The 17,184-nt window shown below is 67.9% G+C and carries 16 protein-coding genes and 1 riboswitch; of the genes, 9 read left to right on the top strand and 7 right to left on the bottom strand.

The features are described 5' to 3' along the window. Positions 1–19 precede the first annotated feature (19 nt). From HV766_RS16500 to HV766_RS16485, 4 genes are read right to left on the bottom strand one after another with little or no spacing between them, the layout of a single operon-like run. On the bottom strand, positions 20–697 hold the full coding sequence (locus HV766_RS16500; protein ID WP_175181529.1) for a DUF484 family protein: 678 nt from the start codon (positions 695–697) through the stop codon (positions 20–22). Positions 698–700: 3 nt separating this feature from the next. Further along, the gene (gene dapF, locus HV766_RS16495) at positions 701–1,612 is read right to left on the bottom strand and encodes a diaminopimelate epimerase (protein WP_125471156.1); all 912 of its coding nucleotides are present in this window, start codon (positions 1,610–1,612) and stop codon (positions 701–703) included. A gap of 21 nt (positions 1,613–1,633) precedes the next feature. Next, positions 1,634–2,524 (bottom strand): lysophospholipid acyltransferase family protein, encoded by an 891-nt coding sequence (locus HV766_RS16490; protein WP_054457026.1) that lies wholly within the window; start codon positions 2,522–2,524, stop codon positions 1,634–1,636. A 34-nt stretch (positions 2,525–2,558) separates the two neighbouring features. Continuing rightward, on the bottom strand, positions 2,559–3,425 hold the full coding sequence (locus HV766_RS16485; RefSeq protein WP_054457024.1) for a lysophospholipid acyltransferase family protein: 867 nt from the start codon (positions 3,423–3,425) through the stop codon (positions 2,559–2,561). Positions 3,426–3,703: 278 nt separating this feature from the next. On the opposite strand from HV766_RS16485, the gene metK reads away from it, so the two are divergent. Next, positions 3,704–4,867, top strand: coding sequence for a methionine adenosyltransferase (gene metK, locus HV766_RS16480; RefSeq protein ID WP_059374170.1), 1,164 nt, complete (start codon positions 3,704–3,706; stop codon positions 4,865–4,867). Between the two features lie 70 nt (positions 4,868–4,937). Here metK and HV766_RS16475 read toward each other — a convergent pair whose 3' ends face one another. Both HV766_RS16475 and HV766_RS16470 read right to left on the bottom strand, forming a co-directional pair. Further along, positions 4,938–6,365, bottom strand: coding sequence for an amidase (locus tag HV766_RS16475; RefSeq protein WP_175181528.1), 1,428 nt, complete (start codon positions 6,363–6,365; stop codon positions 4,938–4,940). Between the two features lie 79 nt (positions 6,366–6,444). Continuing rightward, positions 6,445–7,761 (bottom strand): MFS transporter, encoded by a 1,317-nt coding sequence (locus tag HV766_RS16470; protein WP_054457017.1) that lies wholly within the window; start codon positions 7,759–7,761, stop codon positions 6,445–6,447. Between the two features lie 81 nt (positions 7,762–7,842). Between HV766_RS16470 and HV766_RS16465 the strand changes: the two genes are divergently transcribed. Beyond that, the gene (locus HV766_RS16465; protein ID WP_175181527.1) at positions 7,843–8,847 is read left to right on the top strand and encodes an Lrp/AsnC family transcriptional regulator; all 1,005 of its coding nucleotides are present in this window, start codon (positions 7,843–7,845) and stop codon (positions 8,845–8,847) included. Between the two features lie 39 nt (positions 8,848–8,886). On the opposite strand, the gene HV766_RS16460 is transcribed toward HV766_RS16465, so the two are convergent. Beyond that, positions 8,887–9,810: a LysR family transcriptional regulator gene (locus HV766_RS16460; protein WP_054457013.1), complete on the bottom strand. Its 924-nt coding sequence runs from the start codon at positions 9,808–9,810 to the stop codon at positions 8,887–8,889. Between the two features lie 125 nt (positions 9,811–9,935). Here HV766_RS16460 and HV766_RS16455 point away from each other — a divergent pair, with 125 nt between their 5' ends. The 7 genes from HV766_RS16455 to ahcY all read left to right on the top strand — a co-directional run bounded on the left by HV766_RS16455 (position 9,936) and on the right by ahcY (position 17,125). After that, a complete protein-coding gene (locus tag HV766_RS16455) occupies positions 9,936–10,916 on the top strand; it encodes a Bug family tripartite tricarboxylate transporter substrate binding protein (protein ID WP_054457011.1) in 981 nt (326 codons plus the stop codon). 36 nt (positions 10,917–10,952) lie between these two features. After that, a complete protein-coding gene (gene leuC, locus HV766_RS16450) occupies positions 10,953–12,374 on the top strand; it encodes a 3-isopropylmalate dehydratase large subunit (RefSeq protein ID WP_175181526.1) in 1,422 nt (473 codons plus the stop codon). Next, positions 12,371–13,018, top strand: coding sequence for a 3-isopropylmalate dehydratase small subunit (gene leuD / locus HV766_RS16445; protein WP_175181525.1), 648 nt, complete (start codon positions 12,371–12,373; stop codon positions 13,016–13,018). The genes leuC and leuD overlap by 4 nt, the downstream gene beginning before the upstream one ends. Then, the gene (locus HV766_RS16440; protein ID WP_175162366.1) at positions 13,015–13,902 is read left to right on the top strand and encodes an alpha/beta fold hydrolase; all 888 of its coding nucleotides are present in this window, start codon (positions 13,015–13,017) and stop codon (positions 13,900–13,902) included. The genes leuD and HV766_RS16440 overlap by 4 nt, the downstream gene beginning before the upstream one ends. Before the next feature lie 111 nt (positions 13,903–14,013). Further along, positions 14,014–14,250, top strand: coding sequence for a DUF1289 domain-containing protein (locus tag HV766_RS16435; protein ID WP_054457003.1), 237 nt, complete (start codon positions 14,014–14,016; stop codon positions 14,248–14,250). Positions 14,251–14,328: 78 nt separating this feature from the next. Further along, a complete protein-coding gene (locus HV766_RS16430) occupies positions 14,329–15,435 on the top strand; it encodes a glycosyltransferase family 4 protein (RefSeq protein WP_175162368.1) in 1,107 nt (368 codons plus the stop codon). 35 nt (positions 15,436–15,470) lie between these two features. After that, positions 15,471–15,606, top strand: a riboswitch (S-adenosyl-L-homocysteine riboswitch). A 100-nt stretch (positions 15,607–15,706) separates the two neighbouring features. After that, positions 15,707–17,125 (top strand): adenosylhomocysteinase, encoded by a 1,419-nt coding sequence (ahcY, locus tag HV766_RS16425; RefSeq protein WP_054457001.1) that lies wholly within the window; start codon positions 15,707–15,709, stop codon positions 17,123–17,125. Positions 17,126–17,184: the final 59 nt, after the last annotated feature.

The following is a 17,184-nucleotide window of genomic DNA, read 5'->3' as shown; positions in this document are numbered from 1 at the left end:
GCGTCCGCCCGTGTCACCGCTAGGCCTTGGGCGAGGCCGGATTCAGCCGATGCAGCGCCGCGGAAGCCAGCTGGCCAATGGATTCCAGGAAGGTCGTGCCCATTTCAGGCGTGAAGCGCTCGGCGTCGTCCGAACCCAGCACCAGCAGGCCGACGGCGGGGCCGTCCGCTTCCAGGCGTAGCGGCACCAGCGCCAGCGACTTGGGCTTGGCATCCAGCCAGCCGGCCGCTTCGAATTCGGTGTCGGTGCCGCAGTACGGCGTCTTCAGGCTGTCGGTAAAGGTGCGTACGTCCTGCGTGACGGGTTCGCCGTAGCCGGTTGCGGGCAGTTCCGACAGGTCCCACAGGCGCAGCGCCACATGGTTCAGCTCGAATTGTTCGGCCAGCCCCAGGGCGATTTCGCCTGGTACATGCTGCGGATCGCATTCGGACAGCAGGCGGCAGCACCACTTGGCCACATGGGTGCCGATGCTTTCGTTGGCGGTGGCGTTGCGCACGAGTTCGTTCAGGCGCCATTCGAGTTCGCGGTTGCGCTCGCGCAGCGTCAGGATCTGGCGTTCGCCCAGCGAAATGGCGCGCGAGCCATGCGGATGCGGCACCTGCAACGTGGCGAAGACGTCAGCGTGATCGTCGAAGAAGCCGGGGTTCTCTTGCAGGAAATCAGCGACGTCCTGAGCGTTAATAGCGGTATCAGTCATGGCTTATCGGTTCAGCCCCATGGAGAAGACGAGCTTGTCGATATCGACCTGCCCCGTGAAGACGGACTCGGCAGGGCCGGTCATGCGCAATTGCTCGCCGTTCCAGGCGACGGTCAGCACGCCGCCGCGCGCTTGCACGCGCACCGGCGAGTCCAGCAGGCCGCGGCGGATGCCGGCCGCGACGGCGGCGCAGGCGCCCGTGCCGCAGGCCAGGGTTTCGCCGGCGCCGCGTTCGAACACGCGCAGGCGGATGTTGTTGCGATCCACGATCTGCATGAAGCCGGCGTTGACGCGGCGCGGGAAGCGCGGATGGGTTTCGATCAGGGGACCGAGAACGGACACGGGCGCGGTGTCGACGTCGTCCACCACCTGCACGGCGTGCGGATTGGAAATCGCCACGGCGGACAGCGCGACGGTGCGCGGCAGGCCGGCGGGCGCGTCCAGTTCCAGTTCCCACAGCGTGTCCTGGCCTTCGACCCGCGAGGCGAGGCCAGCGGTGTCGAACGGCAGCGCGGCGGGCTCGAAGCGCGTGCTGCCCATGTCGACGGTGACCTGCTCGTCGTCGCCCTGATCCAGCACCAGGATGCCGGTGGCGATTTCGGCGCGCAGCGGGTTGCGGTCGGACAGGCCCTGCTCGTGCACGAAGCGCACGAAGCAGCGCGCGCCATTGCCGCAGTGCTCGACCTCGCTGCCGTCGGAATTGAAAATGCGGTAACGGAAATCGGCATCGGGCCGGGTCGCGCGTTCGACCAGGAGGATCTGGTCGGCGCCGATGCCGAAATGCCGGTCGCCCAAGGCGCGGGCGCGCTCGGGCGTCATTTCGATGGTCTGGCGGACCCCGTCGAGCACGACGAAATCGTTGCCCGCGCCATGCATTTTGGTGAAGTTCCAGTTCATCACTGGATTATCGCCCATATTGGGGCGCGAGCTGCGGACTCAGTAGAGTTTGGGTTCGCCCGGCGGACGGGTCTTGAAGCGGCGATGGACCCAGTAGTACTGGCTGGGGCAGCGGCGCACCCAGGATTCCAGCTCGCGGTTCAGGCGCGCGGTGGCGTCTTCCAGCGATTCGGTCCCGGGGAAGTCGGCCAGCGGCGGCAGCACTTCGACGTGGTAGCGGCCGGTATCCGGGTTCCAGAAGTCCAGGATGGGCAGCACGGCGGCATCCCATTTCTTGGCCAGCTGGGCGGTGGCGAGCAACGTCGCCGCAGGCACGCCGAAGAACGGCGCGAAGGTGGCGCCCTGGCGGCCGAAGTCCATGTCCGGCAGGTAGTAGACGGGGCGGGGCTCACGCAGGTGGCGGATCAGGTCGCGCACGCCGTCCTTGCGGCTGACCAGAAAGACCTCGTTGAAGCGCTTGCGGCCGGCGGCCACGATGGCGTCGACCTGGGGATCGCTTTGGGGCGTGTACATGGTGGCGGCGCTGGGCACCTCCATGGTGAGCCGCGTCGCGGCCGCGTCCAGCCCGATGAAATGGGGCGCCAGCAGGATGACCGGGCGGCCCTGCGCGGTCAGCGCGTTGATGCGGTCCGCGCCAGTTTGCGTAACCATGTCTTTGATGGCTTCGGGCGTGCCGTACCAGAGCACGCCGCGGTCGACGATGGATTGCGCCAGCGCGCGGAAATGGTCCGCGACCCACTGTTCGCGCACGTGTTCCGGCTGGTCGGGAAAGCACAGTTCCAGATTGCGGCGCACGATGCGGGCGCGCGACTTGGCCAGCCGCGGGGCCAGCCAGCCCAGGGTTGCGCCGATGCGCTGCCGGGTCGACGGCTTGATGCGGCCGAACCATTTCAACAGGGATGTCAGCGCGCGCGTTTTGAAATCAGTCATGGTCGGTAATAGGGAGCGGACAGGGCGCGGTGGTTCAGCTTGCCGGAGTAGCAGCGTCGGCGGCGGGAGCCGGCGGCGCGCCGCGCGGCGTCTTGTAGCGGTTGTAGCTCCAGAGGTATTGCTCCGGGCAGCGGCGGATCAGCGTTTCCATGGCGGCGTTGAGCAGCGCGGCCTGCTCGGCGGCGTCGGCGGGCAGCGGCTCGGGCACGCGCACATAGTGGATGCGCCAGCCCCGGCCTCCCGGCAGTCGTTCGCCTGCGGTCAGGATGATGGGCACGCCCGTCTGCGTGGCCAGCTTGCCGGGGAGCGTCATGGTGTAGGCCATGCGCCCGAAGAACGGCGCCCAGACGCCGTCGCCCACGCTGGGCGCCTGGTCGGGCAGCATGCCGACGGATTCGCCGCGGCGCAGGGCGCGCACGAATTCGCGCACTCCCTGCATGGTGGCCGGCACGGCGTTGACGGCCGAGGTGTTGCGCGCGGTTTCCAGCAGCGGGGCCAGGACGTCCTTGCGCGGCGGCCGGAACATGACGGTCATGGGCATCTGGCGGGCCAGGTAGCGCGCGGTGATCTCGAAGCAGCCCAGATGCGGCGTCAGGAACAGGATGCCGCGGTTCTCGGCGCGGGCCGCGCTGACCACGTCGTTGTCGTCCGAGATCACCTGGGCCAGGCTTTGTTCATTGCGGAACCAGACCCGCGGGCTCTCCAGGATCATGGCGCCGATTTCGCCCGCCGCGCGTCGCGCGAAGGCCGGATCGGGGTAGCCGGCCTGGGCCGCGTTGGCCTGCAGCCGCCGGCGATACTTGCCCGGCCAGGCGTAGATCGCACGCCCGGCCAGCCGCCCCACGGCATGCGCGACGGAAAGGGGCAGGGCGGCGAATGATCTGAACAGGAAGAGCAGCATGCGGCAGAAAAATGGGACGGACAGAAAGTGCGCCTGGGTCTGGGGCTATATGCATACGTCCCCCAGCTTTGGCGGCAGAACCGCATTTTCGCTTAAAATAGCGCAGTCGCCGAGTTAACCGACAACTTGCGGGGCGACGGCAAGGGTACAGCGCTTTGCGCGCCTCTTGCCAAATCCGCTAAAGCGTCGCGCCCAGATTTGCGTATGTCTTGCGGTCAGGGGTGCAACGCGCCTCGTGAACCTATGCGCCGGCAACGCCGGCCACCAAGGACGCATCTGTGGCCAACAACGACTTTCTCTTTACTTCCGAATCCGTCTCCGAAGGGCACCCCGACAAGGTTGCCGACCAGATCTCCGACTCGATCCTGGACGCGATCTTCACGCAGGACCCGAATGCGCGCGTCGCAGCCGAGACCCTCTGCAACACCGGTCTGGTAGTGCTGGCTGGCGAAATCACCACCACCGCCAACGTCGACTACATCCAGGTCGCGCGCGACACGATCCGCCGCATCGGCTACGACAACACCGAATACGGCATCGACTACAAGGGCTGCGCGGTGCTGGTCGCCTACGACAAGCAGTCGCCGGATATCGCCCAGGGCGTGGACCGCAGCTCCGAGGACTACCTGAACCAGGGCGCGGGCGACCAGGGCCTGATGTTCGGCTATGCCTGCGACGAAACTCCCGACCTGATGCCGGCCCCGATCTGGTACGCGCACCGCCTGGTGCAGCGCCAGAGCGAACTGCGCAAGGACGGCCGTCTGCCGTGGCTGCGTCCCGACGCCAAGTCGCAGGTGACGTTCCGCTACATCGACGGCCGCCCGGCTGAAGTCGACACCGTTGTGCTGTCGACCCAGCACGCGCCCGAGGTCTCGCAAGAGACCATCCGCGAAGCGGTGATCGAAGACATCATCAAGCCCAGCTTCCCCGAAGGCCTGATCACGCCGCAAACGAAGTTCCTGGTCAACCCGACCGGCCGCTTCGTCATCGGCGGTCCGCAAGGCGATTGCGGCCTGACCGGCCGCAAGATCATCGTCGACACCTACGGCGGCGCATGCCCGCACGGCGGCGGCGCGTTCTCGGGCAAGGATCCTTCCAAGGTCGACCGCTCGGCCGCCTACGCCGCCCGCTACGTGGCCAAGAACATCGTGGCCGCCGGCCTGGCGCGCCAGTGCCAGGTGCAGGTCAGCTACGCCATCGGCGTGGCCGAGCCCATCAACATCACCGTCTACACGGAAGGCACGGGCGTCATCCCCGACGACCAGATCGCCAAGCTGGTGCGCGAGCACTTCGATCTGCGTCCGAAGGGCATCGTCAACATGCTGGATCTGCTGCGCCCGATCTACGCCAAGACCGCGGCCTATGGCCACTTCGGCCGTTCCGAGCCGGAATTCTCGTGGGAAGCCACGGACAAGGTGCAGGCGCTGAAGAAGAGCGCGTAACCTTCCTGGCGCTTGAATAAGAAAAGCCCCCGCGAAAAAACGCGGGGGCTTTTTCATTGCGGCAGGGACCTTACAGTCCCCAGGCCGACAGATCGGGCCGGCGCAGCTTAGGCGCCAGCACCGGCTCCAGCGCCGCGGCGCAATCCAGCATTGCCGCGTCGCCGCCTGCCGGCGCCAGCAATTGCACCGCCATGGGCATGCCTTCGGCATCGAAGCCCACGGGCAGCGAGATGGCGGCCGCGCCCAGGAAGTTGGCGGGACGCAGCAGCTTGCCCAGTCCGGCGTGGCGCGTATCGTCGGCGTCCAGCGCTTGCGCGGCCTGGTCGCAGGCGGGCATCAGCAGGGCGTCCAGGCCTTGCATCGCTTGCGCGAACGCGGCCATGTCGGCGGCGCGGCGTTGCAGCGCGGCTTCGTAGTCGGCCTGCGCGATCCGGCCGCCGGCCGCGATGCGCTTGCGCACCACTTCCCACAGCGGCGTGGCCGGGTCTTCGGCCAGCGCGCCGTAATAGCGGTAGGCCTCATAGGCCAGCACCAGCGAGTTGTCGTCGGCCATGCGGGCAAAGGACAGGGCCGCGGGCGGATGCCAGGGCGTGGGCGTGTAGCCGGCCCGCGCCAGGTTTTCCTCGGCTTCGCGCCAGGCCCGCAGGCCGGCGTCGGCCAAGGAAGCGGGCCAGGCGTCGGGCGCCAGTACCGCCACCGGACCGGGGGCGCGCGCGGTGGGCTGGCGCAAGGCGGCGATGGCGCTTGCGGGAAATTCCAGCGTGGCCGCGTCGCCGATGTCGGGGCCGGCCAGCAGTCGGGTGAGCAGCCGGGCATCCGCCACCGTGCGTGTGATCGGACCCAGTACGTCCAGCGTGTCCGACAAGGGCAGACAGCCGGCGCGGCTGATCACGCCGGTGGACGGCTTGTAGCCCACCAGGCCATTCAGAGCCGCCGGCGCGCGCACCGAGCCGCCGGTGTCGCCACCCAGCGCCAGCGGCGCCAGGCCCGCGGCCACGGCCACGCCGGCGCCGCTGGACGAGCCGCCCGGCGCGCGCGCCGTCTGCGCGTCCCAAGGGTTGCGCGCCGTGCCTTGGGTGGGGTTCTGGCCCGACAGGCCAAAGGCGAACTCGGTCATGCGGGTCTTGCCCAGCACCACCATGCCTTGGGCGGCCAGCTTGTGCAGCGGCACCGCCGTTTCACCGCTGATCCGGCCTTGCAAGGCAAGCGAACCCAGGCTGGCGCTGACGCCGTCCCATTGCACGCTGTCCTTCACCGCCACGGGCACGCCGTGCAGGGGACCCAGCACAATGCCCGCGGCCAGCAGGCGGTCGGCGGCGTCGGCCTGGGCCAGCGCGCGCTCGGCCGTGACTTCACTGTAGGCGGCCAGCGCGGGGGCGCGCTCGATGCGGTCGAGGAAGTGGGTGGTGACCTGGCGCGAACTCAGTTCGCGCCGGCGGATGGCGCCGGCCAGGGCCTGGGCGTCTTGGAAGTGCAGGGCGGTGTCTAGTGCTGGCATGGGTCTCATCGGAAAAGAAAAAGCTTTCCGGTCCCGCGGGAACCGGAAAGCGCTATTGCGTGACGTTCGTTCTCTCTGCTTACTTCAGGCTCTGGCCCTTGGTTTCCGGCATGCGGATGAAGGTGATCAGGGTGATCACGGCGCCCGCCAGCACGTAGTAGAAGAACCAGCGCTCCATGCCCTTGCTTTGCAGCCAGGTCAGCAGGTAGGGCGTGGTGCCGCCCAGCAGCGCGACGACCAGGTTGTATGGCGTGCCGATGCCGACGGCGCGCACGCTGGTGGGGAACTGTTCCGACATGATGGCCGGCGCGATCGAGGTGTACATGGCGTACAGCACCAGGCCGAACAGCTCTACCGCCAGGATCGAACCGAACGACGGGCCCAGCGTGGTCATCAGCGGATAGAAGAACACCAGGTAGCCGGCGGCGAAGAAGATCAGCTGCGGCTTGCGGCCGATGCGGTCGGACAGGATGCCGAACAGCGGCTGCACCAGCATGAACACGATCAGCGCGACGGTGTTGGCGGCGAACGCGGTCTTCGGGTCGGCATGCACCTGGCGGATGGCGTAGGTGGGCACGTAGGCCACGAAGATGTAGAACGCGAACGTGGTCAGGATGGAGAAGCCCACGATGCGCAGCACTTCACGCGGATGGTCGCGCAGCAGCGTGCGCAGCGGCTGCTTTTCGACGCCAGCCTTCTTGGCGTGCGAGAACGCTTCGGTCTCCGGGATCGAGCGGCGGATCCACATGCCGGCCAGGCCGCCCAGCGCGCCCAGGAAGAACGGAATGCGCCAGCCCCAGGCGGCCATCTCGACCTTGGTCAAGGTCGAGGTCAGCACCCAGCCGATGGCCGAGGCGGCCAGGATGCCCACGGCGGCGCTGAAGAACACGAAGCTGGAATAGAAGCCGCGCTTGTTGGGCGGCGCCATTTCCGCCAGGAAGGTCGTGGCCGAGGCATACTCTCCGCCCAGCGACAGGCCTTGCAAGAGGCGCGCAGCGGTCAGCAGCAACGGAGCAGCCAGGCCGATGGAGGCGTAGGTGGGGGTGACGGCGATGATCAGCGAGCCGCCGGCCATCATCAGGATGGTCAGGCCCAGCGCGGCCTTGCGGCCGTAGCGGTCGGAGAAGATGCCCAGCAGCCAGCCGCCGACCGGACGCATGAAGAAGCCCACCGCGAAAATGCCGAAGGTCGCCAGCAGGGCCGTGGTTTCATTGCCTTCGGGGAAGAACTGGCTGGAGAAGAAGATGGCGAAGGACGCGTAGATGGTCCAGTCGAACCATTCGACGGCATTGCCTACACTACCGGCCAGAATGGTGCGCGAGCGGGAAACGGGCGCGGTGCCGGCCGAGGCGGCTGCCCCCTGCGGCTTGCGCAGGGGCGCTGAAGTGCTGCTCATGAAAACCTCAAATAAGAATTTATTTTTGGTCAAAAAGACCGTTTAATTTTGTGTTTTTATCAATGCGCGAACGTTAATTTAATGAATATGGACACGTCAAGTAAGGGTAAGCCCCTAGCTCCGGGGCTGGACGACACCGATCTCGCCTGTCTCATCGCGCTGCAGGCGGACCCGCGCGCGTCCTGGCGCGAGCTGGGAGCCGCCACCGGCATTCCCGAGCGCACTGTCGCGCGCCGCATCAAGCGCCTGATGGATGCCGATGCCCTGCGTGTCATCGCGGAACCCGATCCCCTGGCCACCGGCCGCGGCGTGGTGCTGCACGCCTGGGTGCGCTGCCGGTCGGGCCGCGTGCCCGAGGTGGCCGATCAGCTGGCGCGGCTGGACCTGAGCCAGCTGGTGGTCACGCTGGCCGGTTCGGCCGACCTGATGGCCGAGCTGACGCTGGCGGACGCGGCCGACATGCCGGACGTGGTCACGCGTGTGCTGCCGTCCATCGACGGGGTGGAGCACGTGGAGGCGCGGCTGGTGTTGCGGCCGTTCCGGCGCGCCGGCCAGTGGCGCATCCAGGCCCTGCCCGACGCAGCGGCGGCCGAGTCCGCCATGGCGCAGCCGCCCGCGGCGTTGACGGACGCCGAGCAGCGCATGGTGGCCTGGCTGATGCGTGATGGCCGCGCCAGCCTGGCCGAACTGGCCGAGCAGGCTGGCGTCAGCGAGCCCACCGCGCAGCGTCTCTTGCACAACATGGTGGAGCGCCGCGCGCTGAGTTTCCGTGTGGAAGTGGAGCCGGCGCTGGTCGGCTTTCCGGTGGAGGCGGTTATCTCCGTGCAAGTGCGCCCTCAAGCCGTGGACGCGCTGGCCGCGCATCTGGCGCTGGATCCCAACACCCGCTGCCTGTTCGGCACCAGCGGCGCGTCGCAGCTGTTCTGGCACGTGCTGTGCCGCGACAGCCTGCACCTGTGGGACGTGGTGACGCGCCGCCTGGGCGAGCTGGATGGCGTGTTGAAAAGCGAAGTCGGCGTGGTGATGCGGGCGCACAAGCGCTGCGGCATCGTGCGCGCCGGCGCGCGGCTGGGGGCGGACGCGTAGCGTTGCGTCCCCGTCAGTGCGGAATATGACGCGGCGTGTTCACCAGACCGCGTCGTCCGAACCCGGCGCGCGCAGATGCCGGGCGAAGCGCTGCGACAGGAACTCCACGAAAGCGATCGTCTTGGCCGGCAGGTTCAGGCGTTCGGGATACAGCGCGTGGATGTCCGCGGGCGGCGTGCGCCAGTCGGCCAGCACCGCGCGCAGGCGGCCGGCGCGCAGGTGCTCGGCCGTTTCCCATTCCGAACGCATGACGATGCCGTGACCGTCCAGCGCCCATTCCAGGGCGCTTTGCCCGTCGTTGGAACTGAGCGGACCGCGCACTTTCACGGTCTCCGCACGCTGGCCCGATTCCAGCCGCCAGGTGCCGTAGGCCACGTCGTTCTCGCGCACCACGATGCAGCGGTGGCGTTGCAGGTCGCCCGGCGCGCGCGGCTCGCCATGGATTTCGAGGTAGCGCGGCGACGCGCACAGCAGCCGCCGATTGGAGGCGATCTTGCGCGCGGTCAGGCGCGCATCGGGCAGGTCGCCAAAACGCACCGCCACGTCGAAGCCTTCCTCGATCAGGTTCAGCGGCCTGTCGGTCAGCCGCATCTGCACTTCCACTTCCGGGTACTGGCGGGCGAAGTCCGACACGGCGGGCACGATGTGGGCGCGGCCGAAGCCGAACGTGGCGTTCAGCCGCAGCAGCCCTTGGGGACGGGCGCGGGCGCTCGATACGGAACGTTCCAGCGCCTCCAGGTCCGTCAGGATACGTGCGCCCTCGGCCAGATATAGCTCACCTTCCTGCGTGACGCTGACCCGGCGGGTGGTGCGGTTCAGCAACCGCACGCCCAGGCGCTGCTCCAGCTTGGCCAGGCGCGTGCTGACCGCGGGCGGCGTCAGGCCCAGTTCGCGGGCGGTGGCGGACAGATTGCCGTGCTTCACTACCAGTGAGAAGAAGGCGAGATCGGAGAGGGCGTCCATGCGCTTATTTATAAACTGAATTTAATAAAGCTTTATCTGGATAAGCAATTATAAGAAGAAGACCCGCTTATACACTGGCCTCACCACTAAAGAGCCGCCTGCGCGGCCAACCGAGGAGACCAGGAATGAAGATCAACAAAGCGGCCGGCGTTCTATGCGCGGCCATTGCCGCATCCTGTTGGACCCAACCGGCCGCCGCCGCCGACGCCTTTCCCCAGCGCGCCGTGACGCTCATCGTGCCGTTCGCGCCCGGCGGCAGCGTGGATATCGCCGCGCGACTGATTTCGGACGCCTGGGGCCGCGCCCTGGGGCAGAGTGTCGTGGTGGAGAACCGCGCCGGCGCTTCCGGCAACATCGGCATGGCCGCAGTGGCGCGCGCCGAGCCCAACGGCTACACGCTGGCCGTCAACACCATGTCGCTGGCGATCAACCCGGCGCTGTTCCAGAACATGCCGTTCGACACGGCCAAGGACCTGCGTTCGGTCGGCACGATAGGAACGTCGCAGCACGTGCTGACGGTGACCAACCAGTTGCCCGTGGCCAATGTGAGCGAGCTGCTGGCCTATGTGCGCGCGCGGCCCGCCAACGACCTGAGCTTCGGTTCGGCAGGCACGGGCAGCACGTTCCACATGGCCGCGGAACTGTTCAAGTCGGTGTCCAAGACCCAGATCCTGCACGTGCCCTACAAGGGCGGCGGCCCGGCCATGGTGGACACCATCAGCGGCCAGGTGCAGATGAGCTTTCCGGTGCTGTCCGCAGCCAAGCCACAGGTCGACGGCAAGAAGCTCAAGGCGTTGGGCGTGACCGGCACCACGCGTTCGCCGCTCTTGCCCGACGTGCCCACCATCGCCGAGTCCGGGCTGCCCGGCTACGAGTTCAACACCTGGTTCGTGATCAGCGCGCCCGCGGGCACGCCGCAAGCCGTGATCGACACGCTGAACGCCAAGCTCGAACAGGCCCTGCGTTCGCCGGAGCTGGCGCAGCGCATGGGCCGCGAGGGCTTCGATCCGCTGATTTCCTCGCCCGCCAAGACGGACGCCATGGTAGCCGCCGAGATGACGCGCTGGGCCGGCATCGTCAAGGACGCCGGCATCCAGGCCAACTGACCGGGCCGCAAGACCCAACTACGAAGGACGCAAGACATGCCCGGCAAGACGCTGTACGACAAACTGGTGGCCAGCCATGAGGTGGCCCGGATCGACGACGAGCACATCCTGCTCTACGTCGACCTGCACATCATGAACGAATACACCAGCCCGCAGGCCTTCAGCGGCCTGGCCGCGCGCGGGCGCGGCGTGCTGCGCCCCGGGCAGCAGATGGCGGTGGTGGACCACATCATCCCCACGCATCCGGTGCCGGCGGCACTGCGCGTGATCGCCGACGACGCTTCGTCGCGCCAGGCGCTGAACCTCAAGCGCAATTGCGACGAGCAGGGCATCGCGCTGTTCGACACCACCGATCCGCTGCAAGGCATCGAACACGTGATCGCGCCCGAGCATGGCATGGTGCTGCCGGGCATGGTGGTGCTGTGCGGCGACAGCCACACCACCACCTACGGCGCGCTGGGCGCGCTGGGCTTCGGCATCGGCACGTCCGAGGTCGAACACATATTGGCCACGCAGACGCTGGCGTACCGCGTGGCGCGCAACATGCGCATTCGCGTCGATGGCGCGCTGCCGGCCGGCGTCACCGCCAAGGACCTGGTGATCTGCGTCGTGCACCGCATCGGCGCGCAAGGCGCGCGCGGCCATGCGGTGGAGTTCTGCGGCGAGGCCATCGCCGCGCTGTCCGCCGAGGCCCGCATGACCTTGTGCAACATGACGGTGGAAGCCGGCGCCCGTGCCGCGCTGATCGCGCCGGACGCCACCACCGAGGCCTACGTCGCCGCGCATGCGCCCGAACTTCAAGGCGAGACGCTGGCCCAGGCCCGCGCCTATTGGGCCACGCTGCGCTCGGACGGGGACGCCGTGTTCGATGCCGAGCACGTGCTGGATGCCGCCGCGATCGCGCCCTTCGTCACCTGGGGCACCAGCCCGGACCAGGCCATGCCGGTGGATGGCGTGGTGCCGGACCCGCAGGCCGAGCCCGACGCGTTGGCCCGCCTGGCGCTGGAGAAGGCCATGGACTATATCGGCCTGACGCCGGGTACGCCGATAGCCGGCGTGCCGATAGACCGCGTGTTCATCGGCTCCTGCACCAACGGACGCATCGAGGATCTGCGCGCGGCGGCAGCCGTGGTGCGCGGCCGCAAGGTAGCGGCCGGCGTGCGGGCCATGGTGGTGCCCGGATCGGGTGCGGTGCGCGCACAGGCCGAGGCCGAAGGCATTGCGGCGCAATTGATCGAGGCCGGCTTCGAATGGCGCCAGCCTGGCTGTTCCATGTGCCTGGCCATGAACGACGACGTGCTCAACCCGGGCGAGCGCTGCGCCTCCACCACCAACCGCAATTTCGAAGGCCGGCAGGGGCGCGCGGGCCGCACGCACCTGATGTCTCCGGCGATGGCCGCCGCCGCCGCGCTGGCCGGCCGCATTGTCGACGTCCGCGTCTGGGAGCAACACGCATGACCGCAACCATCGAGGGCGTTGCCGCGCCGCTGCCTTTTTCCAATCTGGACACCGACCAGATCATGCCCAAGCAGTTTCTGCGCATCATCGACAAGGCAGGGCTGGACCGCGGCCTGCTGCATGACCTGCGCTTTGATGCGGGCGGCGCGCCCAGGCCCGATTTCGTGCTGAACCAGCCCGCCTATGCCGGGGCGTCCATCGTGGTCGCGGGGCCGAATTTCGGCTGCGGCTCCAGTCGCGAGCATGCGGTGTGGGGCTTGCAGCAGTTCGGCATCCGCGCGGTGATCGCGCCCAGCTTCGGCGAGATCTTCTACTTCAATGCCGTAAACAACGGCCTGCTGCTGATCAGCCTGGCGCCGGCCGAGATCGACGCCTTGCTCGCCAGGGTGTCCAATACGGCCACCAGCCGCGTCAGCATCGATGTGGCGGCAGGGAGCGTCACCGCCATGAACGGCTGGACAGCGGCGTTCACGCTGCCAGAACGTCACCGCCGCATGTACGTGCAGGGGCAGGACATGGTGGGCGCCTCATTGCAGCAGCTGGACGAGGTGGAACGTTTCGAGGCCGGGCATTGGGCGCGGCACCCCTGGATGAAAGACCTGGCGCGCCGCGTGCGCGACCGCCTGGACCGAGAGGCCATATGACCGCATTCTTCGACCTGCCCGTGCGCCGCATCGCGGCCAACGGCATCGAGATCGCAGCCCGCGTCGACGGCGCTGGCCCGCCGTTGCTGTTGCTGCACGGCCATCCCCAGACCCACGCCATCTGGCATCGCGTCTGGCCGGAACTGACGCGCCACCGCACTTGCGTGGCGGCGGACCTGCGCGGCTACGGCGATAGCGACAAGCCTGCCGCATCGCCGGACCATTCTGCCCATTCCAAGCGCGAGATGGCGGCCGACATGATCGAGCTGATGCGCGCCCTGGGCCACGAGCGCTTCGAGGTGCTGGCGCACGACCGCGGCGCGCGCGTGGCGCACCGGCTGGCGCTGGACCATCCCGCCGCCGTCAGCCGCATGATGCTGCTGGACATCGCGCCCACGCTGGACATGTACGAAGGCACCACGCGCGCCTTCGCCCAGGCCTATTTCCACTGGTTCTGGCTGATCCAGCCGGCGCCGCTGCCCGAAACCATGATCCAGCGCGACCCGGTGTTCTACCTGCGTTCCGTGATGGGCGGACGGCCTGGCGGGCTGGCGCACTTTTCCGCCGAGGCCATGGCCGAGTACGAACGCGCGGCGCAACTGCCCGGCTGGGCCACGGGCATCTGCGAGGACTACCGCGCTTCCGCCACGCTGGACCTGGAGCACGACCGCGCCGGCCGGGAGGCCGGCGAACGCCTGCGCATGCCACTGCGTGCGCTGTGGGGCGAGCGCGGCGCGGTGGGCCGGAACTTCGACGTGCTGGCGCTGTGGCGCGCGATCGCCGACGAGGTGTCCGGAGGCCCGTTGCCGGGCGCGCACTATCTTGCGGAAGAGTGCCCGGACGCGCTGCTGGCGCAGGCCGGAGAGTTCTTCGGCTGGCGCTAGCGGCAGGGCTCGGCCCGCATGTAGCACCCCGCGCGCGGACAGGCATTCAAGTCCGGGCGGGGCATAGGGCCTTCTAAAAGGGGACGCACTGCCGGTGTTAACCTACGCCCGATGAATCAGCACCACGTCGACCTCTCCAAACTCCCCGACGCCGAAGACGCGCAACGCGCCTTCAAGGCTTCGGATTCGCCCTGCGTGGCCGTCTGCTCCACGCTGTTTGACGACATCTGCCGCGGCTGCGGCCGCACCGCCATGGAAGTCGCCAACTGGGTGTTCATGACGGAAGAGGAAAAGCGCGAAGTCTGGGTGCGCATCACGGCGCAAGGGTATCCCCGCCGCAACAACTAGCAGGCGGCCGCGCAGGCCGTCTTGGGCATGTCACATGGCGCGGGCTAAATCGCGCTATTGCCCACTTCCGGCTCCATCATGCGCATCGTCCTGGTCACGGATGCCTGGCATCCGCAAGTCAATGGCGTCGTCCGCACCTGGACGACCATGCAGCAGATCCTCGGAGAATGGGGCCACGAGCTGATCGTGGTGAACCCGCAGGGCAGCCGCACCGTGCCGGCGCCTTCCGAGCCCGACCTGCGGCTGTGTCTGCAGCCCGGCCGGCAATTGCGCCGCATCCTGGGCGACCTCGTGCCCGACGCCCTGCATATCGCCACCGAAGGTCCGCTGGGACTGGCCGCCCGCCGCATGGCGCTGGCGCGGGGCTGGCGCTTCACGACTTCGTTCCACACCATGTTCCCGGACTACCTGCAGGCGCGCATGGGCATCCCGGCGGCCTTGCCCTGGCGCTATCTGCGCTGGTTTCACCGGCCCTCGCAGCGGGTGCTGGTGCCGACGCCCACGGTGCGCGACGTGCTGGCGCGGCGCGGCCTCGCCAACCTGCAGATCTGGTCGCGCGGGGTGGACCCGCGCAAGTTCCAGCCGGGGGCGGGCGAGGCCTTCCCGGACCTGCCCCGTCCCGTATTCCTGAGCGTGGGCCGCGTGGCGCGCGAGAAGAATCTGGACGCCTTCCTGTCGCTGGACCTGCCGGGCAGCAAGGTAGTGGTGGGGGCGGGGCCGGATGAGGCGCGGCTGAAGAAGCGCTTTCCCGACGCAATTTTCCTGGGCATGCGGCAAGACGAAGCGCTGCCGGCGCTCTACGGGTCGGCCGACGCCTTTGTCTTCCCCAGCCTGACGGACACCTTCGGTCTGGTCATGCTGGAGGCCATGGCCTGCGGCACGCCGGTGGCCGCTTTCCGCAGCGAAGCGCCGCTGGCGGTGGTGACCCAGGGCGTCACCGGTTTCCTGGACGAAGACCTGGCCCATGCCTGCCGCTCGGCCCTGTCGCTGGACCGCCATGCGGTGCGCGAACATGCCCTGACGCGCAGCTGGGACTCGGTGGCCGCGACCCTGCTGGCTGCACTGGTGCCGCTGGATGGGAGCGCCCGCGGCGCGGAACATGCCGAGGCGTCGTGCGTCCCTGAAGGGGCCATGCTTGCGCGGCGGCCGGGTGGCGAAATGCCCGCCAGGGAGCCAGGGGTTTGATCCCTGGTGCACGGTTCCCGGGTACAATGCCCGGCAATCCTGAGGAGCGTTGCGACGACCCTGCGGTTCCCGCCAGCCGGCACGGCAAGCGGATCCAGGCTCGCCAGGCTCAGGAATCCTTGTTCAAGCGGCGCGCCTTGCGCGGCGCTACAGCAACGGCGCTCACCTTTGTCGCATATGGCGGGAAAGGCGAGCACTCGACCTTCGTGGTGCCTTCGCGTTGTCCGGCCATATCCTGCGCCGTTCGTATTTCACGTGGAGCCTACACACCATGAACGCTGTGACCGATAAATCCTTCTCCGACTACCTCGTCGCCGACATGTCGCTGGCCGGCTGGGGCCGCCGCGAACTCGCCATCGCCGAAACCGAAATGCCCGGCCTGATGGCCATCCGCGAGGAATTCGCCGCCAAGCAGCCGCTCAAGGGCGCGCGCATCGCCGGCAGCCTGCACATGACCATCCAGACCGGCGTGCTGATCGAAACGCTGGTGGCCCTGGGCGCCGAAGTGCGCTGGGCCTCGTGCAACATCTTCTCCACGCAGGACCACGCCGCCGCCGCCATCGCCGCGTCGGGCACCCCGGTCTTCGCCGTCAAGGGCGAAACGCTGGAAGAGTACTGGCAGTACACCCACAAGATCTTCGAATGGCCCAATGGCGAAAACGCCAACATGATCCTCGACGACGGCGGCGACGCCACCTTGATGCTGCACCTGGGCACCAAGGCCGAGAAGGACATCTCGGTGCTGGCCAACCCGGGCAGCGACGAAGAGCGCATCCTGTTCGCCGCCATCAAGGAAACCCTCAAGCGCGATCCCAAGTGGTATTCGACCCGCCTGGCCCTGATCAAGGGCGTGACGGAAGAAACCACCACCGGCGTGCATCGCCTGTACCAGATGTCGCAAAAGGGCGAGCTGGCCTTTGCCGCCATCAACGTCAACGACTCGGTCACCAAGTCCAAGTTCGACAACCTGTACGGCTGCCGTGAATCGCTGGTCGACGGCATCAAGCGCGCCACCGACGTGATGGTCGCCGGCAAGGTTGCCGTCGTGGCCGGCTACGGCGACGTGGGCAAGGGCTGCGCCCAGGCGCTGGTCGCGCTGCGCGCCCAGGTCTGGGTCACCGAAGTCGATCCGATCTGCGCCCTGCAAGCCGCCATGGAAGGCTTCAAGGTCGTGACCATGGAAGAAGCCGCCGCGCACGGCGACATCTTCGTCACCGCCACCGGCAACTACCACGTCATCACGCGTGAGCACATGAATGCCATGAAGGACCAGGCCATCGTGTGCAACATCGGCCACTTCGACAACGAAATCGACGTCGCCAGCCTGGCCGACTGCAAGTGGGAAGAGATCAAGCCGCAAGTCGACCACGTCATCTTCCCGGACGGCAAGCGCATCATCCTGCTGGCCCAGGGCCGCCTGGTGAACCTGGGTTGCGCCACCGGCCACCCGTCGTTCGTGATGTCGTCCTCGTTCGCCAACCAGACCATCGCCCAGATCGAGCTGTTCACGCGCAACGAAGCCTACCAGTCGGGTCAGGTCTACGTGCTGCCCAAGCACCTGGACGAGAAGGTCGCCCGCCTGCACCTGAAGAAGCTGGGCGTGAAGCTCACGACGCTGCGCCAGGATCAGGCCGACTACATCAACGTGCCGGTCGAAGGCCCCTACAAGCCCGAGCACTACCGCTATTGATGGTTGTAGCAAAATAGGAAAGTGCCGCGCCATGCCGGCGCGGGCTTTCCGGTCCGCAG

The organism is Achromobacter aegrifaciens (assembly GCF_902859735.1).
Classification (GTDB): Bacteria; Pseudomonadota; Gammaproteobacteria; order Burkholderiales; family Burkholderiaceae_B; genus Achromobacter; species Achromobacter aegrifaciens.
This window is presented reverse-complemented; position numbering and strand designations above follow the sequence as displayed.